The sequence below is a fragment of the Thalassotalea atypica genome (assembly GCF_030295975.1).
GTDB classification, from domain to species: Bacteria; Pseudomonadota; Gammaproteobacteria; order Enterobacterales; family Alteromonadaceae; genus Thalassotalea_F; species Thalassotalea_F atypica.
Window position 1 is genome coordinate 3,121,969 of the sequence record NZ_AP027364.1, and the last position, 26,564, is coordinate 3,148,532.

Annotated in this window: 22 protein-coding genes; 5 read left to right on the plus strand and 17 right to left on the minus strand. The window is 39.1% G+C overall.

Translation table 11 applies throughout. The features are described 5' to 3' along the window. Positions 1-76: 76 nt before the first annotated feature. The gene (gene cysS, locus QUE03_RS14415) at positions 77-1,462 is read right to left on the minus strand and encodes a cysteine--tRNA ligase (protein ID WP_286262638.1); all 1,386 of its coding nucleotides are present in this window, start codon (positions 1,460-1,462) and stop codon (positions 77-79) included. A gap of 170 nt (positions 1,463-1,632) precedes the next feature. Here cysS and QUE03_RS14420 point away from each other — a divergent pair, with 170 nt between their 5' ends. Both QUE03_RS14420 and QUE03_RS14425 read left to right on the plus strand, forming a co-directional pair. Beyond that, positions 1,633-2,124 carry a peptidylprolyl isomerase gene (locus QUE03_RS14420; protein ID WP_286262639.1) on the plus strand — a complete coding sequence of 164 codons (492 nt, stop codon included), beginning with the start codon at positions 1,633-1,635 and terminating at the stop codon, positions 2,122-2,124. Between the two features lie 11 nt (positions 2,125-2,135). Then, positions 2,136-2,885, plus strand: coding sequence for a UDP-2,3-diacylglucosamine diphosphatase (locus tag QUE03_RS14425; protein WP_286262640.1), 750 nt, complete (start codon positions 2,136-2,138; stop codon positions 2,883-2,885). A gap of 144 nt (positions 2,886-3,029) precedes the next feature. Here QUE03_RS14425 and QUE03_RS14430 read toward each other — a convergent pair whose 3' ends face one another. The 6 genes from QUE03_RS14430 to QUE03_RS14455 all read right to left on the minus strand — a co-directional run bounded on the left by QUE03_RS14430 (position 3,030) and on the right by QUE03_RS14455 (position 10,989). Beyond that, positions 3,030-4,916, minus strand: coding sequence for a DUF885 domain-containing protein (locus QUE03_RS14430; RefSeq protein ID WP_286262641.1), 1,887 nt, complete (start codon positions 4,914-4,916; stop codon positions 3,030-3,032). A 152-nt stretch (positions 4,917-5,068) separates the two neighbouring features. Continuing rightward, entirely contained in the window at positions 5,069-5,827 is a 759-nt protein-coding gene (gene miaE, locus QUE03_RS14435) for a tRNA isopentenyl-2-thiomethyl-A-37 hydroxylase MiaE (protein WP_286262642.1), read from the minus strand. A gap of 567 nt (positions 5,828-6,394) precedes the next feature. Then, the gene (locus tag QUE03_RS14440; protein ID WP_286262643.1) at positions 6,395-8,011 is read right to left on the minus strand and encodes a methyl-accepting chemotaxis protein; all 1,617 of its coding nucleotides are present in this window, start codon (positions 8,009-8,011) and stop codon (positions 6,395-6,397) included. A gap of 105 nt (positions 8,012-8,116) precedes the next feature. After that, entirely contained in the window at positions 8,117-8,536 is a 420-nt protein-coding gene (locus QUE03_RS14445) for a type 2 periplasmic-binding domain-containing protein (RefSeq protein ID WP_286262644.1), read from the minus strand. A gap of 11 nt (positions 8,537-8,547) precedes the next feature. Further along, on the minus strand, positions 8,548-9,726 hold the full coding sequence (locus QUE03_RS14450) for a porin family protein (protein ID WP_286262645.1): 1,179 nt from the start codon (positions 9,724-9,726) through the stop codon (positions 8,548-8,550). Positions 9,727-10,293: 567 nt separating this feature from the next. Then, positions 10,294-10,989 carry a Crp/Fnr family transcriptional regulator gene (locus tag QUE03_RS14455; RefSeq protein WP_286262646.1) on the minus strand — a complete coding sequence of 232 codons (696 nt, stop codon included), beginning with the start codon at positions 10,987-10,989 and terminating at the stop codon, positions 10,294-10,296. Positions 10,990-11,147: 158 nt separating this feature from the next. Between QUE03_RS14455 and QUE03_RS14460 the strand changes: the two genes are divergently transcribed. The 3 genes from QUE03_RS14460 to QUE03_RS14470 all read left to right on the plus strand — a co-directional run bounded on the left by QUE03_RS14460 (position 11,148) and on the right by QUE03_RS14470 (position 13,127). Next, positions 11,148-11,525, plus strand: a complete 378-nt coding sequence (locus tag QUE03_RS14460) for a hypothetical protein (protein WP_286262647.1) — start codon at positions 11,148-11,150, stop codon at positions 11,523-11,525. A gap of 542 nt (positions 11,526-12,067) precedes the next feature. Then, a complete protein-coding gene (locus QUE03_RS14465; protein ID WP_286262648.1) occupies positions 12,068-12,343 on the plus strand; it encodes a hypothetical protein in 276 nt (91 codons plus the stop codon). 184 nt (positions 12,344-12,527) lie between these two features. Then, on the plus strand, positions 12,528-13,127 hold the full coding sequence (locus QUE03_RS14470) for a Yip1 family protein (RefSeq protein WP_286262649.1): 600 nt from the start codon (positions 12,528-12,530) through the stop codon (positions 13,125-13,127). 74 nt (positions 13,128-13,201) lie between these two features. Here QUE03_RS14470 and purF read toward each other — a convergent pair whose 3' ends face one another. The 10 genes from purF to fabB form a co-directional block, all read right to left on the minus strand. Next, positions 13,202-14,719, minus strand: coding sequence for an amidophosphoribosyltransferase (gene purF / locus QUE03_RS14475; RefSeq protein ID WP_286262650.1), 1,518 nt, complete (start codon positions 14,717-14,719; stop codon positions 13,202-13,204). Between the two features lie 30 nt (positions 14,720-14,749). Beyond that, on the minus strand, positions 14,750-15,232 hold the full coding sequence (locus tag QUE03_RS14480) for a CvpA family protein (protein WP_286262651.1): 483 nt from the start codon (positions 15,230-15,232) through the stop codon (positions 14,750-14,752). Between the two features lie 71 nt (positions 15,233-15,303). Continuing rightward, the gene (locus QUE03_RS14485) at positions 15,304-15,939 is read right to left on the minus strand and encodes an SPOR domain-containing protein (RefSeq protein WP_286262652.1); all 636 of its coding nucleotides are present in this window, start codon (positions 15,937-15,939) and stop codon (positions 15,304-15,306) included. Positions 15,940-15,967: 28 nt separating this feature from the next. Further along, the gene (folC, locus tag QUE03_RS14490) at positions 15,968-17,242 is read right to left on the minus strand and encodes a bifunctional tetrahydrofolate synthase/dihydrofolate synthase (RefSeq protein ID WP_286262653.1); all 1,275 of its coding nucleotides are present in this window, start codon (positions 17,240-17,242) and stop codon (positions 15,968-15,970) included. Between the two features lie 7 nt (positions 17,243-17,249). Further along, on the minus strand, positions 17,250-18,104 hold the full coding sequence (accD, locus tag QUE03_RS14495) for an acetyl-CoA carboxylase, carboxyltransferase subunit beta (RefSeq protein WP_286262654.1): 855 nt from the start codon (positions 18,102-18,104) through the stop codon (positions 17,250-17,252). A gap of 154 nt (positions 18,105-18,258) precedes the next feature. Beyond that, complete coding sequence (gene truA / locus QUE03_RS14500; RefSeq protein ID WP_286262655.1) at positions 18,259-19,044, minus strand: tRNA pseudouridine(38-40) synthase TruA; 786 nt, start codon at positions 19,042-19,044, stop codon at positions 18,259-18,261. A gap of 141 nt (positions 19,045-19,185) precedes the next feature. Beyond that, positions 19,186-22,704: a FimV/HubP family polar landmark protein gene (locus QUE03_RS14505; protein WP_286262656.1), complete on the minus strand. Its 3,519-nt coding sequence runs from the start codon at positions 22,702-22,704 to the stop codon at positions 19,186-19,188. 298 nt (positions 22,705-23,002) lie between these two features. Continuing rightward, complete coding sequence (locus QUE03_RS14510; RefSeq protein ID WP_286262657.1) at positions 23,003-24,022, minus strand: aspartate-semialdehyde dehydrogenase; 1,020 nt, start codon at positions 24,020-24,022, stop codon at positions 23,003-23,005. A 14-nt stretch (positions 24,023-24,036) separates the two neighbouring features. Next, positions 24,037-25,173: a 4-phosphoerythronate dehydrogenase gene (locus QUE03_RS14515; protein ID WP_286262658.1), complete on the minus strand. Its 1,137-nt coding sequence runs from the start codon at positions 25,171-25,173 to the stop codon at positions 24,037-24,039. Between the two features lie 156 nt (positions 25,174-25,329). Further along, a complete protein-coding gene (gene fabB / locus QUE03_RS14520) occupies positions 25,330-26,541 on the minus strand; it encodes a beta-ketoacyl-ACP synthase I (RefSeq protein ID WP_286262659.1) in 1,212 nt (403 codons plus the stop codon). Positions 26,542-26,564 lie beyond the last annotated feature (23 nt).

The window sequence follows — 26,564 nt, forward strand, 5'->3', positions numbered from 1 at the left end:
GGCATCGAATTTGATGCCTTTTTTGTTGTTTGCCCAATATTATTTGATCACTGAAAATCTGAATTCGTTACCTGACTTACCCTTTACGCCATGTCGTACGACCTGCGCTATCTTCTAAGACAACATTCATGGCAGCAAGTTTGTCACGGGCTTCATCCGCCAATGCCCAATTTTTATCTGCGCGCGCTTGATTACGTTGCGCAATTAATGCTTCAATTTCTGCCACTTCATCGTCATCGCCCTGCCCTTGTAAAAACTGCTCGGGTGACATCTGTAAAATGCCTAACAAGCCACCTAATGACTTCAATGTAAAAGCCAACTCTTCGATATTATCTGCATTATTTTGTTTAGCAACATTAAGCTCCTTGGCTAATTCAAATAACACAGCCAACGCTTCTGGCGTATTAAAATCATCATCCATCGCAGCAATAAATTTTTGAACAAATTCATTGTCACGATTCAGGTTAATACTCTCGCTAATCTCTACATCCCTTAAGGCAGTATAAATACGCTCTAATGATGCTTTAGCTTGATCTAAATTATCCGTCGAGTAATTCAGTTGGCTTCGATATTGACCAGACGTTAAAAAGTATCGCGTCGTTTCAGCATCGTATTTTTCTAGTACTTCACGAATGGTGAAAAAATTTCCTAATGATTTAGACATTTTTTCTTGGTCAACTTGTACCATTCCAGTATGAATCCAATAATTCACATAAGGCGTATCAAGTGCACAGCAGCTTTGCGCCACTTCATTTTCATGATGCGGGAAAGACAAGTCTGAGCCACCGCCATGGATATCAAAATGTTCGCCTAACTCTTTCGCATTCATCGCTGAACATTCAATGTGCCATCCAGGACGACCTGCGCCCCAAGGTGACTCCCAGCTGGGCTCTTCAGGTTTTGCCATTTTCCACAGCACAAAATCTAATGGGTTTTGTTTAGTGTCATCAACTTCGACTCTTGAGCCAGCTTGCAACTGTTCTAAATTTTGCCCACTAAGCTTTCCGTATTCTTTAAAGCTACCCACATCAAAAAGCACATCACCGCTTTTCGCAACATAGGCGTGTTTTTTCTCAACCAAGGTAACAATCATGTCGATAATTTCTTGCATATGAGTCGTTACACGCGGCTCTATATCGGGACGCATTAAATTTAGTGCATCAAAATCGCGGTACATTTCGGCTACATTTCGTTCAACTAACTCAGTGGATGATTCCTTGTTTTCATTCGCCCTTTTAATGATTTTGTCTTCAACATCTGTGATATTTCGCACATAAGTGACGTCGTAACCTGAAAATCTTAAATAGCGAACGATATTATCAAAACCGATGTAGGTACGCGCATGACCGATATGACATAAGTCGTAAACCGTTACACCACAAACATACAAGCCAACCTTTCCAGCATGAATAGGCTTAAACACTTCCTTTTGGCGACTGAGGGTATTGTATATTTGCAACATGAGGTTTTTTGTTTCCTTCGATAATAGTAAATTTGGCTGTGCGTAACACAGAATGCGCAATTGTAGCGCATCAATTCAATTCGATCACCCAAACTAAGCACATTAGCATAGAGAAAATTAAAAATAATTAAGTTACAATTCAACGATAATTAATCAATGAGATAGTAAATATGATTACCTTTAAAACAAACTTAGGCGATATCAAAATTAAACTCGATTTTGACAACGCTCCAGTTACGGCGAAAAACTTCCAACAATATGCTGAAGATGACTTTTATACAGGCACAATCTTTCACCGTGTGATGCCAGGTTTTATGGCTCAAGGTGGTGGCATGGTTTCGGGCATGGAAGAAAAAACATCACGTGCTTCAATCAAAAATGAAGCAAATAATGGCTTAAGTAATAGCCGTGGTACATTGGCAATGGCTCGTACTAACGATCCTCATTCTGCGTCTTCACAGTTTTTCATTAACTTAGTCGACAATGGCTTTTTGAATTTCCAAGCCGAAAACGAGCAAGGCTGGGGTTACTGTGTTTTCGGCGAAGTCGTTGAAGGTATGGAAGTTGTCGACAAAATGGCTTTAGTGGAAACTGGTCGTTATGGCTTTCACGACGACGTGCCTAAAGAAGATATTATTATCGAAGCCACCATTGTTGAGTAATTTACTAAACGATGACGATTAGTGTAAAAGAGCAAGTCAGCTATTTTATTGCTGACTTGCATTTAACGGAATCAAGGAAAGACATCACAGAGTGTTTTCTTTCCTTTCTATCAAATGAAGCGGTTAAAGCCGAGAACCTCTATATTCTAGGCGATTTGTTCGAATATTGGGTAGGAGACGACGATGACAGTGGTTTTGTGACGCTTATTGCCAGTGCCCTTAAAGCACTTTCTTTAACAGGTACCCAACTTTTTTTCATCCAAGGGAATCGCGATTTTCTGTTAGGTCATAAATACGCACAGACTTGTGGAATGACTTTGCTAAACGATGTAGAGAAAATATCGCTGTATGGCACTGAATATGTCATTTTACATGGCGACACCTTATGCATAGACGATGTTGATTACCAAGCGTTTCGCAAAAAGTCTCGCTCTTGGTGGTGGCAAGGCATCATGAAAAGCCTACCGCTCTGGTTACGAAAGAAAATTGCCGATGATTACCGAAAGAAAAGTGCTCATGCAAATGCGGCGAAATCACAGGAGATTATGGATGTTTCCCAGGCTGAGGTCATTAGAACATTTGAATCATATCAAGTACCTTTTATGATCCACGGCCACACTCATCGCCCCGCAATTCACGATGTAAAGATAAACAATCAAACAGTGAAGCGCATTGTGTTGGGTGATTGGTATGAACATGGTGCTTGGCTAAAGCTATCTTCTAGCGGATTTGAACTCTTAGACGAACCCTTTGGCCGTTAGTGTTAAATTCACTGCAAAATGTATTGAGCCTTTAGGTCCATTTACTGCACTAAATAATATCGATAGACAATAAAAAGCCAGAATCTTTAAGATGCTGGCTTTTTTTTCACTCGCTAAATAAGGTAGCCTGATTTCGTGAGCTCACTAAGTAGCGTTTGCCGTGTTTTCTTTTACACTGGCAACCCAATCATTAACTCGACGTTCTAAAATAGATAATGGAAGTGAACCGCCGCCTAATACCGTGTCATGAAACGCTTTGATATCAAAATTATCGCCCAGCTCAGCCATCGCATAAGCTCTTAGTTTCAAAATTTCTAACATCCCTATTTTATATGCTGTCGCTTGACCTGGCCAAACAATGTAGCGTCTTACTTCAGATATAATTGCTTCTTCTGCAACAGGTGTATTCGCTTTGAAATAATCAATTGCTTCCTGTTCTGTCCAGCCCTTTGAATGAAGGCCCGTATCAACCACTAGCCTGACCGCACGCCACATTTCAGTGATCAAACGTCCAAAATCAGAAAAATCGTTTTCATATGCACCCATCTCTTTAGATAGCAGTTCAGAGTACAGCGCCCAGCCCTCAGTATAGGAAGTAAAAAACGCTTGAGTTCTAAATTCCGGCACTGAAGTTAATTCTTGTGCTATCGAAATTTGCATATGGTGACCTGGGTTACCTTCATGATATGCAATCGCTTCCATTTCGTTTTTAGGCATTGCGCGCATATCTGACAAATGTGCATAGTACACACCTGGTCTTGAACCATCTGGTGTGCCTGGGAAATAATGCTGTGCTGCACCATCTTGCTCTCTAAATGGCTCGACACGTTTAACCACTAAATCGGCTTTTGGTAAAATGCCAAAATATTTTGGTAATTGCTCTTTGATAAAATCTAGGTAGGTTTCCGTATCATCGATATAGCCTTGTCGACCGGTATCATCATTAGGATAGTAGAACTGGTCATCTTGTTTAATAAAGACAAAGAATTCTTGTAAATCACCTTCAAAGCCGACTTTGTCTTTAACTTGCTTCATTTCTTGAGTGATGCGAGCCACTTCTGCAAGGCCAATTTGATGTACTTCTTCGGCCGTTTTATTCGTCGTGGTATTATGATTTAGCTGTGTATCATAAAATGCTTTCCCATTAGGCAGTTTTCCTACCCCTGTAGCCACTTCATCGGTATTTTTAATATCTGTCTCAAACCAGGAGATAAGCGATTGATAAGCATTATGATAAACGGATAAGAGCTGAGCTTTAGTAGAAGCAAGCAATGTATCTGCTTGTGCTTGTGAAATACTCTCTTTCTCAACTAATGCGGCAACTTTTGCTTTTGCATCAGCCCACAGTGGTGAGTCAACATCACTGTCATCAAATGGCTGCCCAGTTATAACGTTTTGCGATTGCTCAATAACGCCTTGATAAGCAAACTTTGGCGCTCTGACACCAAATTCAGCATTTACTTTTGCCTGCTCAAGCAAATTGGTTAACGCCGTTGCAACTCCGCCAATACGCTTATTGTAGGCCAACATATCACTTTCTAGTTCAACTTTATGATAGTTGATCAAAAACTGAGTTAAGAATGCTTGCATACCACTCATTTGCGTAAACACATATGTGTGTTTGTGATATTCGTCAGCTTCTAATGCTTGCTTGGTTTGGTATTGCCAAATATCGAAAGAAATTTTAGCTTCGGGATCGAGCTTCGAGTAATCGAAGTTGTTTTTCAGTTCTAGCGATGAAGCTTTTTGCCATTCCAATTGCTTGATTGCTTCTTCTCGGCTCATCGCATTGAATTCATCGTACTTTTCTTTACGTCCCAAAAACGTCAACATCATTGGGTTTGTCAATAGTTGCTCTTCATATTTTGACGCAAACCATTGATTCAATCGTTCACTTTCCGACAATCCTTGTTTGACAGACGCTGCCACAGGCGAGAGCTCTTGCGCTGTAGTCTGTTGAGTATTAGATTGATCTGGTTGACATGCACTTAGCGCTCCAATAGCACAAATAGCCGTAATCAAGTGACGCATATTCGATCCTTTTTATTATTTTAACAAGAAAGTAAACAGAGTATTAAGGCAAATATAACCTTAACGCTTCTCTAAATACAACCACAAAACCACAATAAGAAAGTACGTAAACCTACGTAGTTTCAGGGGCTTAAAGAAATTCAGTTGTTAAATTAGCAAGGTGCGCCGCTGTGAAATTTAAAGTCTTCATCATTGGAAGATATTAACTCGGCTTCAATTTCGCCAAAAAACTTTATACGCTCAGAAATATCTGTGCCCGAGATTTCTTCTGCGAGAGTTAAATAATCTTGATAATGTCGAGCCTCAGAACGAAGCAAAGAAATATAGAAATCACCTAATCGTTTATCGACGTGTGGCGCTAGTTTGGCGAAACGTTCACACGAGCGTGCCTCTATATAAGCGCCTACAATCAACTTATCGATTAGTGCATCAGGTTCGAATGTCTTTACATGGCGTAACATGCCTTTTGCATAACGGCAAGGTGTAATGCTTCTGTATTCGACATCATACTCGTCCATGATTTCTAGTACTTGATAAAAATGGTGCAACTCTTCTTTGATTAACAGTACCATCTTGTCGATAAGATCTTGTCCGTAAGGTGAATCTGATTTAGGGATTACCGATTTAGTTAACTTATTTTTTTCTAGTAATGTTCGCCAGTCGCCTTCTCTTTTATAAATAAGTGTTTCAAATGGCTTGAGCCACTCTAACAGAGCATCACCACTTTCCTTATCTACCGCATATTTACGTATTAGAAACATCGCAGATTGCGCCGCTTTTAACTCGCAAATCAAGTGATCAATTAATACGATATCTAAATTTTCTTTTTTAGCTGCTTTATCTATCCAGGCTTGTGGGGTTTCACATTTTAGAAATGACTTAATAGGAGTTAATAAATTTTCAATGGGCATGAATAAAACTTACAGGTAACAATGGCTAGGTATTGAATAGATTTTATCATATTCATATCAAAAATTATGTGGTTTTTACCTAGATTAACCAAACAAGCAGTATGTGAGTTCCTGTTAAAAATTTACCGCTGTTCAAGTCTGCGTTTTTGTAAGAAAAATTCCGATTAGAACCGTTGTTTCAAATGCATGTAAACTGTTTTTTTATGAGCTAAGAACATACATTTGATATGCTCCTTGGTACATATTGATGTTAATAATTAGCAAATTTGTTTTTTGGTGCAAAATAATTAGGTCAACTTAACTCAGTTCACCTAGTATAAGGCGATTTTGTACTTTAAGCGAAACTCTTAATTCATTTGGTTTAGCTAGCATGAAAACGAAGGTTTATTTATTAATGAAAGGGAATTTATTGGTCGTATGCCATTCCTATTTTTAGGGATATGCCGAAATGGCAAAGACCTTTTTTAAACATTACCATTGGAATATTCAAACTAAACTAATTGAAATAAGTCACATTTAATCTATTTCAATTAGTAAAGCCCGTAGGTTTGGTCTAAGACCGAAAATTTAGATAATAAATTTAGAAGAGGTTTCTTTTAGATGAGTAGCATTATCATCTAATTGTTGTGCTACACACCCAATGCTTTCAACTGCAACTTTAGTCGATGCAAAACTTTCATACATTTCTCCTATATTTTCTACCACAGTTTGAACAACAAAAGATTGTTCTTCTGTTGCTGTAGCTATTTGGCTATTCATAGAACTAATATGACCAATTTGCTCTTTAATATTACTTAATGACTGATTAACGTCCATAGAAATAGATTCATTACTGTCAGCTTTATCTTTAGCGCTATTCATTGAGTTGACCGATAGATCAGCCGCGCTGATTAGCTTATCAAGTAACTCTCTAATTTCAGTTGTAGATAACGATGTTCTTGAAGCTAAATTACGTACTTCGTCCGCTACAACAGCAAAGCCTCGCCCTTGTTCACCTGCTCTTGCTGCTTCAATCGCTGCATTTAAGGCCAATAAATTGGTTTGGTCTGCGATACCATTAATAACATCTAGAATAGTATTCATATTTTGCGAATCTTGAGCAAGTTGATTGATCACACCTGAGGCTACTGTAATTTCTTTAGTAAGCTCACCAGAAATAGTTAATGAACGTTGAACATTGTCAGCGCCTTGATTGACTTCCAATTCTGCAGAAGATGCGGCTGTAGCAGCTTCGCCCGCAGATTTAGTAATATCGTTGACGCTTTGTTGCATTTCAATCATGGATTGCTTGGTGACTTCAGCTGTTTCTGTTTGTTTTTTTACATTAGCATCGACTTGTCTTACTTTTTCAGCCAATTCATCTGCACTCATTGTTAAAGGGCTGACGACATTTACCACCTCTTTAACGATACCGCGCAGCAATTGCGTAAATGAATTGAAGTGCTTGACCACTCGACCTAATTCATCCTGACTACTAACCGCAATTATGTTGGTTAAATCACCTCCTCCTTGCGATAATTCTTTTAACGACGTCTCAATAGAGGTAACTGATTTACTGATAGCGGAGGCAATGACTACGCTAAGAATTGACATTAAACTAAGTAAAAATATACCTACAATAATGCTCAAGTTTTTAGATTCTCGTGAATTTTCAATCGTTGATTCCACTAGGTTATTAAACAGTGTTATCGCGTTTTCTTTATCAGCAATTAGCTGTTCTTCTATCCCTGTAAATATCTCAGCTTTATCGGTTATGTTTCCTTGCGCAGAAGTAAAATCAAGCGTTTCATTTATAAGTCCAACAGATATTTCACTTGCCAATTTATTATAGTAAGTAGAAGCTGTTATCGCTTTTTCCGTATCACTAAACTCACCATCTAAGGTTTCAATTTTTTTTAAATTAGTAATGAACTTTTGAAATACTTCGTTTGCATCAGCGATTAAATCTTCATCGTTAAAGGTCACGCTTTGGGTGTAAATTTCGTCAACTCTATTCCATAAGGTTACATTTTCACTTGTTACATTAACCAAATGAATAGCTTTGTCTTTGACTGATTTTAATAATATTTGATTTTCTGAAATCGCTGTAATATTAATCGCCAAATTAACGATAAAACTCAATAAAGCAATAGCCAAAATAGCCAGTATTTTGGTAAATATATTTAGTTTTTTGAAAAAATTCAAAAGCAATCTCTTTATATAAAGTGTTAAATTATCTCATTTTACTCACTAGTAAAATGAAAAAAGCCGCACCTCTATTTGATGCGACCTATGAACTATATTTTTCGGTTATTCAAAAGTTGCAACGACTTTTACATCGCCTGTTACCTCAGAACTATCAACAAAGCCGATAGCATTTACATCAGCTTTAACAGCCATAATGACGTCATTAGCATTAGCAAACTCTTTAGGCGGAGTACCTTTTCCGGTAAATGCTAACTTGGACCAGTATGATTTGTATTGGCTGTTAGATTTTTTAAGCGCTGTCTTTCGAAACTCTTCCGTTCCCTTAGCATCATCGTTGAGTGTTAATACCGTTACTTTTCCACCACTAGGAAAAGACTTAATTTTTCCTAAGTAAATGCGCTTAATAGTAGTCGCATCGAGGTTGTCTGTATTGGCGTCATTAACAATTACAGAGACTGCTGCAAAAGAAGAAAAATTCATTACAAGTGCTAATGGCGCAATTATTTTTAATATGTTTTTCATTTATTTATACCTTAAAATATGAAATCTAAGCCAAAAGTAACAACGCTTGCACCTTTATCTTCTAGATCGTCGGTTGCATAGGTGTATTCAAATTTGTAAGCAACACCTGCAAATGCATCGTAACGTACATGAATACCTTGAGAGTCGTATTCACTTGGCCGTGCAAATGAGTCATTTACCGCTTTTAGATATGAATTTACTATAGGGTCGCTTGATTTGGCGCTGTCATAATCTTCGCCAAAGTTTTGGTCTTCAACCACAAAAGAAACCGTTGTTTTGTCAAACCTATAGCCTAGTGAAGCGTATACTGAGGTAGAAGCTTCGCTAAATGAATCTTCAACTTGGTATGTGGCATATTCTGCATTGAACACCCATTGGTCAAAATCAAAAGTGACGCCTGTAGAGAGGTATAAGGCATCATCTTCATCAACATATAATTCTGACATGTTATAGACAGGTATATTATTTGGGTTATATGCAACGCCATTGTCAATTGTATACCCAGACAAAGAGCTCATAAGGTGGTAATCAAGTTGATCGTCAATATCGACATTGGTTTTAGCACTCACTGCCCCTACATACATTGAGAACCACTCATAGGTATATTCAGCTGACAACTGCACAATATTATTTAGTTCAGTATCAACATCACCATTTGCCGTGGCCGTTTGTCCTGAAAACGAACCGTACGAACCTTTAAAAGTAATATCGCCGTCACCAATAAATGTTGAATGCATCACTCGAATACCTTCAATCACATCAAAGTCTTGACCTCTGTAAATAGAACGTGGCATCGCTGAATAGTCATGACTAAAACCTACATCTTGTGTATCGGAATGTCTAAAATATGGCAATGCGAAACGACCGAATGTAAATATAGTTTCTGGGGTCAGTTGATAATTTAAATATGCCCAACGCGCTTCAACTTCAAAGTCTTCATGCCCACTCGCCTGAAGTACAACCGTCGCGTTCCAGTCGTCATTAATTTGCGCTTGTGCTTGCAATGCAAAAACAGACTGGTTTTTAAAATCAACTTTATCGTCATAGTTGAAGTTACGTGGGTAATGGTCGTCGTCTAGTACGAGACCGCCTCGAATTGAGCCGTAGCCACTGAAATTGATTTCTGAGGCCAATGTCGCATTTGAAAAAATTAATGCACCTATGACGATCGCCAGTTTAGATTTGTTCATATACTTCTCTATTAATTAATAAAAACAAAACATTTGTTTTTAAATTCTATTGACACCCTCTCAACGTCCTTGACAGATTCAATGCCTTCGTTGAATTGTTTAATGGATTTAGTGGCTACCAACCTTTTACAAAATCCAACAAACTTAGCAATTCGTGGCGCATTGTGTATCAAAATGTTATCGGTAGATGTTCCGAACAGAACAAGTTATAGAAAAACTAAAGATGAGTTGAATTAAAGCGTTTTAGCGACTTGATTTTCAAATAAAAAATATTTTGAGGAATGTGGAATTAAATAGGCTTAGATAATATCTAAAGCAATTTGTATACATAATAAACATGAAAGTTCACAACGGAACGCAAGCTACCAAGGGAAGATTTATTTTGTAAAGTAAAGTGGAGCTATGTCCGGTCGTAATATTAAAGCAAGTTCATTTCAACCAAAAGAACAGTGACATACAAAAGTGTGAACCTCAGTTTTAATTTCAATAATATCCTGTTTTATTTATTCGAAATAACTAAGCGACAAGTTGTCACTAGAAAAAACATAATATGTAAATTGTTAAGCATTATATTCTTTGGGTTCTAGGGTCATAGATAGATAAGTTTGCATCATCAAGCTTTTTGAAAAACTTATTGATATTTGTTATTTGTATTTTTTTGTGTGAAAGCAGAAGGACTTCTTGCTGCTCTAGCAATTTTAAAACTTCATTAACTCTAGGTCGAGATAACCCACAGATATCGCTAATTTTCTGCTGACTTATATTTATTTCTGTCTGATTATTGTTACTCACCTCTAGCGGTAATAGTGTCGTCAAACAATAAAGAACACGTGTCTCTCTCGTTGAAAATGCTATTAAATGCGCCTGAAACCATTTAGGGAAATTATCAGTCGCTATATTAAGTAACCATTTGTAGACCATCGGGTTATTATCTGCGATTTGAATAAGCTCTTTTGTCGGTATATACAATAGTTCCGTTTTTTCAATTTCATTAATCAATACAACAGGGCTGGGTAACCCCAACAGCGATACACTGCCAAGCCAGCGTTGAGGCTCAATAACAAAGCTGTAAATAGTTTCCATGTTATTTTGCGGCATTGACATAGAGAAGCGACCACTTTTTATATACACAAGACCTGAGAATGTGAAAAAACCACTCTCTAACCCTGAACTTTTCAAACTACATGTCTTAAAACTTGAGTCCTCAAAGTATTTGTAAATACTCTCTGGTATATTTCTAAGATCGAATGACGAACTCATCATCAAATTACCCTTTTAGTGTTCTTTGAAGAACATTACAAAAACCTAATATGCAACATAATAGCTTAACTTTTTATAAGGTTCCTTTCTGAAACTAATTGTATTCATCAAGGAACGTTAATTTATTCAATAGGAATAATTAATAATGAGATTAAAACTTAATGGATGAACACGGAGGTTACAGTTTATCAAGTGAAAACCAAGTTGTAACTTTGAGAGCCACTGGTGCATGGAATATTGAAACAGTAAACTCATGTTGCAAAGCATTCAAAGCTACAGTCGAACAAATAAAAAATCAAAGCTGGTCTTGTATAATTGAACTATCAGATTGGGAACTAGGGCCACCAGAAATGTGGACAGAAATCATCGCTCTTAACATTTGGTCTGAGGTCAATAATAAAAAGTTTGAAGCTGTTGTAATTACAAATAATGTTCAAAGATATTTTTTTGAGCAATTGCATAAGACGTTTATAAATGCACAAGCAAAATTTTTCAACAATGAAATAGACGCTATAACTTGGCTTAACGCTCAGAAATAGCAAGATTTAACATCGATATTAAATCTAAACTAGACTATTGGAATGCATGAATTAACTTTTGTTTTGCTCTACTTACTTCCCTACCTGTTTTCTATGGTCAACTCAATTACTAACTATGTCTTCGCGTAACGAAATTAAAATTCATAGTAAGACATAGATTTTAAATAGCACTTGGCATGGAAGAGTTCTATCGACTTGTCATACTTCAAAAATATTAGCCTTATGCGTACATTATTTAAGAATCACACAATAAGTGCTTTTTCAAAAAGCAGCATTGTACGCGCGGCCATCGCACTAGCCTCATCATTTAAAGCTCAGATTTCAGTCTCGAAAGTTAGCGATCATTAATCAATACCTTAGATGAAATTAACTTCTTGAGTAAGCACCCGCCGTTTACACTTTAAAAATGGTAGAATTAAAACAAGAGCTCTTATTGGACCATCGGTTTTGCCTATTGATTGTCGGTGCACTGACACAACTCATTCGATTCAAGTCGGTATCAATTGAATTAAAACATTAATCTTCATTAAAAAGTACGTTATATGAATAAGAAAGTGAATAAATTGCTAGAACAACACCAAAAGCTTGTTCACACAGAGGCAATTAAGGTTGTTTCTCATGTGCAACGAGAGCAGGACGATTGGATGATAAATACTCTCATGTTAGAAAATGTTAGTGCTCCGTTTAAATACAAACGCAAAAAGCGTTACAAAACGCTCGTTGGGCAACGCGTAAACCTAACATATTATCCAGATATCGAGACTGTCGCAGGCTTCGAAATCGACGTAATGAATATCGTCAGAATCAAAATCGCCTAATTAGTATACAGAAAATAGATTTAACTCATGTTTTTACGATTATTTTTTAAACTATTCTTGACGAATGCTTAGCCTTACTACATAAATAAAGTATCAACAATAAAAACAAAACTAGTTGATAGGTATTTCGACAAAATAAAAACTACAGTCGAAACGATGTCGGGGACAGCGAGAGGATAGTATTATGATCTTAAATCATATCTGGGGTTTATACGCCCACCCAAAAGAAGAATGGGAAACCATTGAGAAACGTCATGAGAGCCTAATGTACAGTTTGGCTCATATTTTGACCATCGCGTTAATTCCCGCTATTTGTGGTTATTACGCTGCCGCTCATATAGGCTGGACAATCGGTGTAGGAGAGCCAATAAAGCTGACCGAAACAAGTGCAATGGTCATGTCGGTAGGAATGTACATTTCATTAATCCTTGGCGTATTCGCCTTAGCTTATTTAATTCACTGGATGGCAAAAACATTTGATTCTACGCCTAATTACACTCAATCATTAGAATTGGCTGCTTATACAGCCACACCACTATTGATGGTAGGCGTAACGGCACTATTTCCAGTGTTATGGTTTGTTGTCGTCGCTGGTATGGTTGCGGTTTGCTATTCCGTATACTTGCTCTATTCTGGCGTACCAATCATGATGAATATCCCAGAAGAAAAAGGCTTCATTTATGCAAGTTCCGTGGTCACCTGCGGGCTTGTGTTGCTTGTTTCTATTATGGCAGCCTCTGCTATTTTGTGGAGTTTAGGGTTAGGGCCTGAATATTTAGCTTAAGTTTTCCTTAATTTAGTGAAAAAAATGGCACCTTAAGGTGCCATTTTTATTTCATATGTTGGTTGAGTTATTTATTACTCAGCACCTTCATTATGCATATCAATGATAGAATCAGCATCTTTGTCTGACTTCTCTTTCGTTTCATTGTTACGCATGGCGTCTAATTTTTCCAAATATGATTGATTGATATCATTAGTAATGTAGTTACCGTCGAAGACTGACGTTTCAAACAATTTAATATCTGAATTACCCGCACCTACAGCTTCAACCAAGTCTTCAATAGATTGATATATTAATTTATCTGCGCCGATAAGCTGACAAATATCATCAAGTTCACGGCCATGAGCAATTAACTCATTCGCACTAGGCATATCAATACCATAAACATTAGGGAAACGAACTTCAGGCGCTGCTGAAGCAAAGTACACTTTCTTTGCGCCGGCCGCTCGTGCCATATCAATAATTTGTTCAGATGTTGTTCCTCGAACAACTGAGTCATCAACTAAAAGCACATTTTTACCGACGAACTCAGCACCGATTGCATTAAGTTTTCGACGAACTGACTTCTTACGTTGCTCTTGCCCTGGCATGATAAACGTACGGCCAATATAACGGTTTTTAACAAACCCTTGACGATATGGTAGGTCTAACTGTCGTGCAATTTCTAAGGCTATATCACAAGAAGTTTCAGGAATTGGTATGACTACGTCAATATCAATATCTTCCCAATCTTTTGCTATCTTAGCTCCTAACTTTTTGCCCATTTCAACACGGGAAGCATAAACTGAAATTTTGTCGATGGTTGAATCTGGACGAGCAAAGTAAACGAATTCAAAAATACACGGACTAAAGCTTGGGTTTTGAGCACACTGTTGACTATGCATGGTGCCTTTGTCGCTAAAGAAGATAGCTTCGCCAGGTGCAACATCTCGTACAAACTCAAAGTCACACGCATCTAATGCCACTGACTCTGATGCAACCATATACTCAAATCCCTTTTCTGTTTCACGTTTACCGAAAACAAGTGGGCGAATACCGTTTGGATCTCGAAACGCCACCATACCATGGCCAATGATCACAGCAACTGTCGCATAACCACCGCGAACACGGTTGTGAACATTTGAAATTGCCGTAAAAATATCGTCAGGTTTTAGATCAATGCTATCAACCTGTTGAAGCTCATGCCCCAAAATGTTGAGTAATATCTCTGAATCAGATGTTGTATTTACATGGCGCCTTGCTTTTTCAAACAACCAAGTTTTTAGCTCTTCAGCATTGGTCAAGTTACCGTTATGGGCTAACGATATACCAAATGGCGAATTTGCATAAAAAGGTTGCGCCTCTGATGAGCTTGATGTGCCCGCAGTTGGGTATCGAATATGACCAATACCCATATTACCTTCCAATCTAAGCATGTGACGCGTATGAAACACATCCTTTACTAAGCCATTAGCTTTACGAAGCCTAAACATGCCGTCGTGAATAGTCACGATACCCGCTGCATCCTGTCCTCGATGCTGAAGCACCGTTAAACCATCATAAAGTGATTGTCCTACAGGGGTTTGACCAACTATACCTACAATACCACACATGAACTTGCTCTCCGCCGAACGTTCGATTAGTTAAGTTAAGAAACTTGAAGTTTGTTTGAGATACTCGAAAAACCACTCTATGACGAAAGTAAACTCTGGAATCATCTTTGAACTTTGCCACCAAGCTGTAGAGCCTGCGGAGGTAAATGCATCCATAAAGAACAACAAAGCACTAGTGATCAGTACACCGCGCAGCGCACCAAAAGCTAAGCCAAGTACTCGATCAGTTCCTGATAACCCTGTTTTCTGTACTAGCTGACCAATTACATAATTGACCAGAGCACCCAAGATTAAAGTAACAATAAAGAGTATGGCGATCGCTGCAGCATTGCGTAACAGTTGATCTGAGATATTCGTGAGTAGGCTGGCTAAGTTTGGATAGAAGGTACTAGCAATAAAAAAGGCACCGATCCAGATCACTAAAGAAACAGCTTCTTTAACAAACCCTCGTACCAGACTAATTAAGGTTGATATGCCAATTACCGTTAAGATGGCAAAATCTATCCAAACCATATAGTGAGTATTCTCATTGAATTAGGGCGCGCATTCTAACAGAAACGCGCCATTGTTGACCAACATTTTTATTATTTTGTTGGTTTGAATTTGGCTATTTTACCTTCCACCTTAGTTAACGCTTTAAGGGCTGGGATTTTTTTACTCAGTTCCGACTTAATTAATTCAGGACCGACAATCACTTTTGTTAAAGGACCGTTTTTTGTTTTTATTGGTTGAGTATACGCGGTATAGCCATTGTCTTTAAGTTTTTTGACTAGTTCACTAACATTCTTTTTGTGCTTAAAACTACCTAAATGAATCACCCAAGCTTCACCCATAATCGATTTTTCTGGCAATGCCTTGCCTAGAGTACTTTGTTTAGTATTCGATGTTTGTTTAGAGGCAATTTTTTCTGGTTTAGCGATCACATTGACTTTCACTGCATCACTATTTTCCACCGTAGGAGTAATATTCTCTGCACTGATATCTATTCCGTCTATTGCAATATCGTCCGTCACAGTATCTTGAGGGATATTTGCTAGTTTTTCATTGGGAAATTCTTGTGCTTTATTGTGTTTACTTTTGAAGGCCGGAGCTTCAGGAATGGCATCAAAATCAGCTTGGTAGCTTTTCTTTTCACCATCTAAGATATCAGGAAGAAATATGATCACAGCAGCTGCAACAATAATAGAACCCACTAAGCGGTTTTGAAACGGTGTTGACAACTTAACCTTCCTCTATAGATTTTGTATATTAATCAGTAACTAATAAGCGTCTTACTTCAGCAACTGTAAAAAATGAACCGCAAACTAATATAAGGTCGTTTGCTTTCGCACATGCTCGAGCCATTTTAAAGGCATCACTGACATTGTCAAAAGAATTGCATTTTTTGTTGTCAAATTTGACTAGCTCAAGAATCTCGTCGGCACTAGCACCACGCATGGCTGTTAAACTGCCGATACACCAATGATTTATTATTGGCTTTAGTGTCGCAACCGTTTCTTCAATATCTTTATCTTTGAGCATGCCAAGTACAGCATAGACGTTGTCATACTTTAAGGTGGAAATATGTTGCTTAAGATAACGCGCCGCTAGCGGATTATGGCCCACATCAAGCATAACATCCGCACTATCTTCATTACCTTTAAATATTTCTGTCCGTCCAGCTACATGTGTATTACTTATCCATTCACTGACTTTAGCGCTGGTAAGCTCAACATTTAATGATAATAGTGTCATTAATGCCGTAGCAACGTTATCTTTTGGAATATTCGGCAGCGGTAAATCAGTCAACCTCATACTCTCACTCTGCCATGACCACGAAGACTGCTGTTCAACTATAGAGAACGCCTTATCTCTATATTGAGTTACGGCATTTATTTGTTCAGCAAAATCAATTAGCGATTTAGGAGGTACTTTATCACCAATAACGGCTATTCGATTTGCTCGCATAATGCCAGCTTTTTCAAAACCGATTAGCTCTCGAGTATTACCCAAAAATGCTTGATGGTCTAAATCAATAGTGGTGATAACTGCAATGTTTGCGTCAATAACATTGGTCGCATCGAGACGCCCACCTAAGCCCACTTCTAAAATAATGACTTCAGGTTTGGTTTGCATTAAAACGACAAAAGCTGCTAGCGTCGTAAACTCATAGTAACTTAGCGATATTTCGGCTCTTGCCTGTTCAACTTGAGCAAACGCCTCTATAAATAATTGATCCGCTATGTCCGTTTTATTCACTCGTAAACGTTCATTAAAACGTTCAATATGAGGCGACGAATATACAGCAACGCTTTTATGTTCTCCAATTAATGCGGTTTCCATAAAAGCACATGTTGTGCCTTTACCATTGGTACCAGCTACGGTAATAACTTCGGCAAAGCTTAAATCAATATTCAGGCGCGCTAATACCTGAGCGACCCGAGCTAAGCCCATGTCAATTTCTGTGGCGTGGATAGATTCGATATAAGAAAGCCACTGAGCTAAATCATATTCAGCAAAGTGGCTTTTATTAGATTCAGACATAAAGGAATTAGTCGCGATTAGGCTGTCCCATGAACTTAGCAAGCATTCGACCTATTGTCGCTCGCATTTCACGGCGATCAACTATTAGATCAATTGCACCTTTTTCAAGTAAAAATTCACTACGTTGGAATCCTTCTGGTAACTTCTCACGTACTGTTTGTTCAATAACGCGAGGTCCCGCAAAACCAATCAAGGCTTTTGGCTCAGCTACATTGATATCACCTAACATTGCCAAACTCGCAGAAACGCCGCCCATAGTAGGGTCAGTTAACACTGACACGTAAGGCAAGCCTTTTTCACTCATTTTCGCTAATGCCGCACTAGTTTTTGCCATTTGCATTAAAGAAAATAGAGCTTCTTGCATTCGAGCACCGCCACTGGCAGAAAAACATACAAACGGTAAGTTATGCTCTAAACAATATTCGACACCTTTGACGAATCTAGCACCTACAACCGATGCCATAGAGCCGCCTAAGAAAGAAAATTCGAATGCAGCAACAACAATAGGCATGCCGTTTAGTTCGCCTTTCATCACGACTAAGGCATCTTTTTCACCCGTGCTTTTTTGAGCTGCACTGATTCTGTCTTTGTAACGTTTTGAGTCTTTAAACTTCAGAATGTCTTGTGCTTCAAATTCTTCACCTAACTCAATACGTTCACCTGCATCAAGGAAACACTCAATACGTTTGCGTGCCGTGATACGCATATGGTGATCACATTTTGGACACACAGATAATTGGCGATCCAATTCAACTTTATAGAGTACTGCATTACATGAAGAACATTTTGCCCAAACACCTTCTGGAATATTGCGTTTTTGGGTAGCTTTTGCTTTTGGGAGAATTTTTTCTATCCAGCTCATAATCTATTTTTTGCCTATTGCAACGAAAATCATTTTGCATTTGGGTTACTATTTAAACAAAAATGCATTGAAAGAGAAATATAACGACGAATTAAAACATAGATTGCCCCATGTTTTATATAAAAAACTGGTCTGTTGTGTGAGATATTCTACCTTAATCAGGAAGAAATAACGGGCCTAATTTAGGTTTAGGTATGGAAAACTGCTCAGGAAAGTCAACATCGACGAAATATAAGCCGTTCGCTGGTGCTGTCATTCCAGCCAGACAACGGTTTTTGGCCGCTAATACTTCTGCTACCCAATCAACGGTTTCCAGCGCTTGTCCGACACGCATTAGACTGCCTGCAATGTTGCGTACCATATGATGCAAAAAAGCATTACCTCTTACATCAAGGATTAAATAATCACCCATTCGCGTCACGTTGCAATGATGCAATGTCCTTACGGGTGAATGAGACTGACAATGGACGGTTCGAAACGAAGTAAAGTCATGTTTTCCAACGAGCGCTTGTGCAGCCTGATTCATTAGTTTTTCATCTAAAGGGTGCTGACAAAATGTAACGCCACTCGATAAGATTGCTGGACGTAGGCGCGTATTATGAATGATATATCGATAACGGCGTGCCGTTGCGCTAAAGCGAGCATGAAACTCGTCATCTACTTGTTTTACCCAACGTACGGCAATATCTTTAGGCAGGTTGGTATTGACGCCCAATGTCCATGCAACGTCTTTTCGAGTTTTGTCGGTATCAAAGTGAACCACTTGGTTCGTTGCACTGACACCAGTATCAGTTCTCCCAGAACATACAACACTGATAGGCTCAGCAGCAATTTTTGACAAAGCGTTCTCTAGGTTTTCTTGTACACTAGGAGAATGGTTTTGGCGTTGCCACCCGCAATAATTTTTACCGTCGTATTCAATACCTAAAGCGTAACGCATGTGCTGTCCTCAAATTCTAGCCGCGCATTATCCACGATTTTTACTCGAACACCAAGTTCAAATCTGAGCATTTTTTGTAGAATACAAAAACGCCGCTATAACAGCGGCGTTTTATTTGGTTCAGCTGTATCGACGATGAAATTAGAGGTTATCTAATAACTGCTGCGCATCGAATTGTTGTTGTGCATCACCGAGCTTGACCACATCTTGCAAAATAATTTCAGCATTTTCCTTATCACCGATTTCTATATAGACCTTGGCTAAATCTAATTTTGCTGCAATGCCATTATCATCGTCATCGACATTAACGTCATTAATGTCATTAGTGAATTCAGGAAAATCACCTAAGCCGACATCAATATTAGTTTTGTTGTATGGTTCATCATCTTTTTGCTTATCAAGTGATTCAGACAATAAGGAATCAACTGAAACAAAATCATCTTCAATGCTCTCACTGTCGGCATCAATATCGACATCTAAGTCATCACCTAGATCAATCTCATCATCAATATCTAAATTATCAGTTAGATCAAATGAATCATCACCTCCAGACGAAGACTCCTCAATATTTGCCAATAATTCATCAAAGTCTAAGCTGTCTAATTCTTGGATATCTTCAATAACATTAGCTTCAGAAACGTCATCAGTTTCAACTTTTTCTTCCGCAAGTAAATCAGCTAATACATTACTGTCAGTGAAGTCCGGTGTTAATTCGACTGGAGGAACTGGATCTTTTTCCTCTTTAAGTAGCTCTGACAAAGTAGATTCATCAAAGTCACCTTCCATCGCTGACAATGTTTCATCGTCGATAGCATTATCTTCTTGTGAGTCACTAATACTGCCGAGGATGTCATCACCTACATCAATAATCACATCATCGCTCGCCTGCTCTTGTGAAATCAACGCATCTATGTCGATATCATCCGCAAGAATATTATCTTCCTGTGCATCACCTTGATCATCAATATTAAGGAATTTATCGATTGCAGGGTCTACTGCAACTACCTCTTCCGTAGAGCCTGTGACTTCGTTTTCTTCTGTTTCAGACGTAATATCACTAAAGTCGACTTGTAAAAACGGAGCAACATACTCTTCACTAAATCCTTCAATAAGAGATTTGTGCTCACTCTCTTCTTCGGTTGAATCTGTTTCAACCTCGATAACACCATTTAAATCATCAATAGGCTCTTGCTCTAATAACGCATCAATTTCCTTTGGATCGGTGATCTCATGCTGCTGCGGCTCTTCATTTACTTCACTATTTAAGCTATCAATTATGGCGTCAATATCTTCAGGTTCTGTTATTATTTTCTGTGCTTTTGAAGCTGATTCCGGCTCAGACCCTACGCCTGCACTCGCCAATAATGCATCAATGTCATCAGGGTCAGTAACGTCTGCACCATCGGCAATCTCATCAGCTTTATTTGGCAATTCTGGTGATGCCGCGCTCGCTAATAACGCATCAATATCATCAGGGTCAGTAACATCTGCACCATCGGCAATCTCATCAGCTTTATTTGGCACTTCTGGTGATGCCGCGCTCGCTAATAACGCATCAATGTCATCAGGGTCAGTAACGTCTGCACCATCGGCAATTTCATCAGCTTTATTTGGCACTTCTGGTGATGCCGCGCTCGCCAATAACGCATCAATATCATCAGGGTCAGTAACATCTGCACCATCGGCAATCTCATCAGCTTTATTTCGCACTTCTGGTGATGCCGCGCTCGCTAATAACGCATCAATGTCATCAGGGTCAGTAACATCTGCACCATCGGCAATCTCATCAGCTCTATTTGGCACTTCTGGTGATGCCGCGCTCGCTAATAACGCATCAATGTCATCAGGATCGGTAACGTCTGCACCATCGGCAATCTCATCAGCCTTATTTGACACTTCTGGTGATGCCGCACTCGCCAATAACGCATCAATGTCATCAGGATCGGTAACGTCTGCATCATCGGCAATCTCATCAGCCTTATTTGACACTTCTGGTGATGCCGCACTCGCCAATAACGCATCAATGTCATCAGGATCGGTAACGTCTGCACCATCGGCAATCTCATCAGCCTTATTTGACACTTCTGGTGATGCCGCACTCGCCAATAACGCATCAATGTCATCAGGATCGGTAACGTCTGCATCATCGGCTATTTCAGTAAGTTCATCCTCACTGTCGATTGGATCATCAAGGAAGTCATCAACATTTATCTCATCATCACTATCTGTCTCACTATCGTCTGGCGCAGCAGTGTCTAGACCACTGAGCAAATCATCTAGGTCACTTTGTCCTAATTCACCACCTTCTAGTGGCTCAGATTCTTCCTCATCATCTGCGACGCCTGACAATAAATCATCTAAGGCATTTTGATCAAGCTCCCCGCCTTCGAGCGGCTCCCCTTCATCACTGTCTTGTTCATCAAGAAGTACATCGCCCAGATCATCCGAAGATACAACATCGTCTAGCTCATCCAAGCTGTCTAAATCATCACCAATATTTTCATCTAAAGAAATATCTTCAAGGTCATCCAAGTCATCCAAATCGTCTAACGCATCATCTAAATGAATAACATCATCATCACTAAGTTCATCATCAAGCTCATCATCCAAATCATCAGCAAACAGTCCACTACTACCCTCATCTTCACCAAGGTCTAGCGCCAGTTCATCATCTAATGATAATTCGCCATCGAGCGAAAGCTCATCGTCCAACGTCAATGGCTCGTCAATGTCTTTAACTTCAGTTTTTGCGGCTTCTGGTGTTGCTACTTCAGCAATCTCATTGTTTGTGACGGTTTCGGGTTGCTTTTTCTTACGTAAGATGAACATCACTACGCTTAGAATTAACAGAGTAGGTATAGTACCTAATAATATTTTAAACCAAATGCTAGAGGTGAATGCGCGTTCTTTTTCTAATAGTAATTGTCGCTCTCGCTCTTCTACCTTTGCCAGCAATTCTCGTTGCAGCGCAAGCATATCGTCCATATCACGTTTGACTTCTTGCCCTTTTGCGACTTCACTTTGCATTGTGCCAAGTTGCTCATTGAAATCACCTAAGCGTTTTTTAAGTGCTTCATTTTCTCTTAAGATTGCTTGCAAGCCATCAATTGAATCAAGCACATCTCGCTGAATGGTTTCAAGACGCCCTTTCTGCTCATTATCAATGGTTTGTAATTGCTCATTAATTTCTACTTTTGCTTCTTCTAAGTCTTTTTGTGAAGCAGATTTTTCAACGATTTTCTTTGGCTCTTCAGTACTGGTTTTGTCTACACTTTGCCAAGCTTTCGCATCGTCTTGAGATTTTTTCCGTGCTTGATTTTCATCAACTACTCTAACGTCAGCCAACGTAGGAATGACCAGATGCTTACCGTCAATCAGATGATTAATATTGTTATTTGCAAATGCCTGTGGGTTTAATTCATACAATGCTTGCATGACTTGATAAATAGAGACTTTCTCACTAGGGCGGACTTTTGTCGCTATTTTCCATAAAGTGTCATTGGAATTGATAGGTCCATATCGTCGATATGGATATGCGTCTGTACTTTTCGGTCCACGAATACTCACTCCAGCATCTTGAGCTGAAATTGTCGGCGCGTTTGTAAGCAGAACTCCTGCAAATAAAACCTGCCACAGGCACAGGTTGAACAGTCGATGCATCAATTGATCCCTAGTGATTACTACAAATGCCAAAATTTTGGCGATACTTTTCCAACAGCTATAAATGCAAAGTTTATTCCAACTGTAATTAAAACACCATGTTCCAAGCCATCAATGGCTCAAATAAATTAACAGCATTCACCTTTCTATAAACCGGCAGTGCTCAACTGTGTTCAATTTCTTACGTTGGCGGTAAACTTTTGCCATAAAAAAATCAGAAGTTGCCACAACGATAACGTTAACTCGTTATTGTTTTTTCGGCAATCTTCTGATTATCTTTAGTAGGGATATTTAGTGATTACGATAAATAATCTTTAATCAATAATTCCGCAATTTGAATGCTATTAGTAGCCGCGCCTTTACGAACATTATCTGCAACAATCCACATGTTGATGCCATTAGGGTGACTGATGTCTTCACGAATTCGACCAACAAATGTCTCATCTTTACCGCTAGCATCACCAATTTGAGTAGGGAAGTCTTCGTCATTTTCACAAACAACGATCCCTTCGGCTTGTTGAAGGAGGGCTTTAACTTCTTCTGCTGACGTTTGCGTTCTGGTTTCGATATGTAACGCTTCACCATGGCCAAAGAATACTGGAACACGAACAGCTGTTGGATTAACCATTACTGTTTCATCTCCTAAGATTTTCTTCGTTTCCCAAACCATTTTCATTTCTTCTTTGGTGTAACCATTGTCAAGAAACACATCAATTTGTGGGATCACATTGAAGGCAATTTGACGAGAAAATGCTTTCGGGTCAACCGGTTTACCACTTAATAAATCAGCGCATTGTTTAGCCAATTCATCCATCGCCTCTTTACCCGCACCAGATACCGATTGATAGGTACTAACATTTATGCGATCAATACCAACTGCATCATAAATAGGTTTTAATGCCACCATCATTTGAATGGTTGAGCAATTAGGATTGGCGATAATATTACGATTACGATATTCCGCTAATGCCTGAGGATTTACTTCAGGAACCACGAGTGGAATGTCAGCTTCATAACGATACTCAGAGGTATTATCAATAACAATACAACCTGCATCACCAGCCATTGGGGCATACTTAGCTGACGTTGCGCCACCAGCTGAGAAAAAGCCTATTTGCGCTAAGCTCCAATCAAAATTGTCTGCATCAAGTACTTCAACTGACTCTCCATTAAACTCGATAAATTCACCAGCTGAGCGAGCACTCGCTAATGGATAAATTTTATTTACAGGAAAATCTCTTTGTTCTAGGATTTCGATAATAGTTTTGCCTACTAAGCCTGTTGCGCCTAATACACAAACATCAAATTTTTGCGTCATGCTCCTCTCTCTTTTTATCTCTGCGGCTGACTGAATCCGACACCATAGCACCCATTGCTATTAGCACCTTTTGAACAAGAAACAATGACCGAGGAAAACTCCCTGCGAGCCGGGTAGGTTTTTCTAATATGATCAAAGCCATGTTCGTTTATTTGCTGACGAAATATCGCATCGTCACGCCTAACATCGTATACCATTTTGGTGAGTGCGTTTAGCAAATTTTCATCAAAATGTTGATTTATTTCGACTTCACTTATCACTGCCGATGGCAGAAATTGGCTCAGGTTAAATTCACAGGGGATATCAAGCTGATGACATAGTGCCCGATACAACATTTCGGTGCCACGAGCTTTTCCTTCTAAGCTATAACCAGCAATATGCGCGCTAGCAATTTCAGTGTGCTCAATTAAAGGAGTAAGGATGTTAGGTTCTCTCTCCCAGACATCTAATACCAGTTTGGGCCCTAATCCTACATTCTTTTGTGATAATAACGCCTGGTTATCAACCACTTCACCACGGCACGCATTAATCAATATTTGATCAGTATTTAATTCTTTAATTCTCACTTGATCCAATAAGTGAAAAGTAGGGTATTCTCCATCGGTGGTTAACGGAACATGTAAGGAGATAATGTCACACGCAAGTACTTCACTAAGAGAACTAAACACGCGGGTATCATCATTGCTTTCTAGCAACGGATCATATAATAAATGCTTAATGCCAAGTGCCGTCAACTTTTCACTTAATCTTGAACCGGTGTTACCTGCGCCAACGATACCCACGGTTTTGTCGTTCAAGGCAAACTGATAACGTTCAGCAAGTATGATTAACGCACTTAAAACATACTCAGCTACTGACACTGCATTACAGCCAGGCGAAGAATGAAAAGGGATATTTCGAGCGGCAAGGTAGTTTTGATCGATATGATCAACACCTATTGTCGCGGTGCCAACAAACTGCAAGCGCTTGTTCAAATGAAGCAAAGACTGGTTAACTTGCGTAATCGAACGAACTAACAAAACATCCGCATTTTGTGTTTCTTCTGCCGTCAGCTTTCGTCCATCAAATGGATGTAACGTGGTGTCTTTTCCCGCAATGCCACTAAAAAACTCAGCAGCAAACGGCATGTTTTCATCAAACAATATCTTCATTTTAGTTGCGTAACTTAAAGTTTGTAGAATATTGCTATTGTATATGACCCAGAGCTTATTTGTAGTGTTTATGCACTATTTTTCACTCAGGGCTCAAAAATAAAAAAGCCGAGCTTGGTTACCCAAACTCGGCTTCAAAATATTTAAAATTCAATATTATGCGTATTTTTTCATCACAAGCGTGGCGTTTGTGCCGCCAAAACCAAAGCTGTTTGACATCACTAACTCTAAATTAGCGTCACGCGCTTCAGTGACAATATCTAGGCCTTGGGCCTTTTCATCTAACGTTTCAACATTGATTGATGGAGCAACAAAGTTGTTTTCCATCATTAACATTGAGTAAATAGCTTCATGAACACCTGCTGCACCTAAAGCGTGACCTGTCATCGCCTTTGTTGCACTGATTGCCGGCGAGTCATGACCGAAAACTTCTTGGATTGCGCCAAGCTCTTTCACATCACCAACAGGTGTAGATGTACCGTGTGTGTTTAAGTAATCAACTTTACCTTCAACGCCACTCATTGCCATTTGCATACAACGAATCGCACCTTCTCCGCTTGGAGCAACCATATCAAAACCGTCAGATGTTGCGCCGTAACCAACAATTTCAGCATAAATGTGCGCACCACGTGCAAGCGCATGTTCTAACTCTTCAACAACAACCATACCGCCGCCGCCAGAAATTACAAAACCGTCTCGATCTGCATCATATGTACGAGATGCTTTTTCTGGCGTGTCGTTGTACTTGCTTGATAATGCACCCATGCCATCAAACATCATCGCTAATGACCAATCAACTTCTTCACCGCCACCGGCAAAGACGACATCTTGCTTACCTAATTGAATAAGCTCCATTGCGTGACCAATACAATGCGCGCTCGTTGCACATGCTGAGCTAATTGAATAATTCACACCAAGGATTTTAAAAGGCGTTGCTAAACATGCAGAAACAGTAGATGACATCGTTTTTGGTACCGCATAAGGGCCAACACGCTTAACACCTTTATTGCGCAGTGTATCAGCAGAAGAAACAACGTTTGCTGACGATGCGCCGCCAGAGCCAGCTACGATACCAGTTCGAATATTTGATACTTGCTCAGGTGTTAGTTTTGAGTCTTCAATCGCTTGGTCCATTGCAATATAAGCATAAGCCGATGCTTCACCCATAAAACGCATAGCTTTACGATCAATATGATCTTTTACTTCAATGTCAGGTTTACCCCAAACTTGGCTACGTAAACCCACTTCCTCGAAACTTTCTGAACGAGAAATACCTGAACGACCCGCTTTTAAGGATGCTAAAACTTCTTCTGCATTATTTCCGATACTTGAAACAATACCTAAACCAGTGATCACTACACGTTTCATTTAAAAGACCATACTTTGTATTA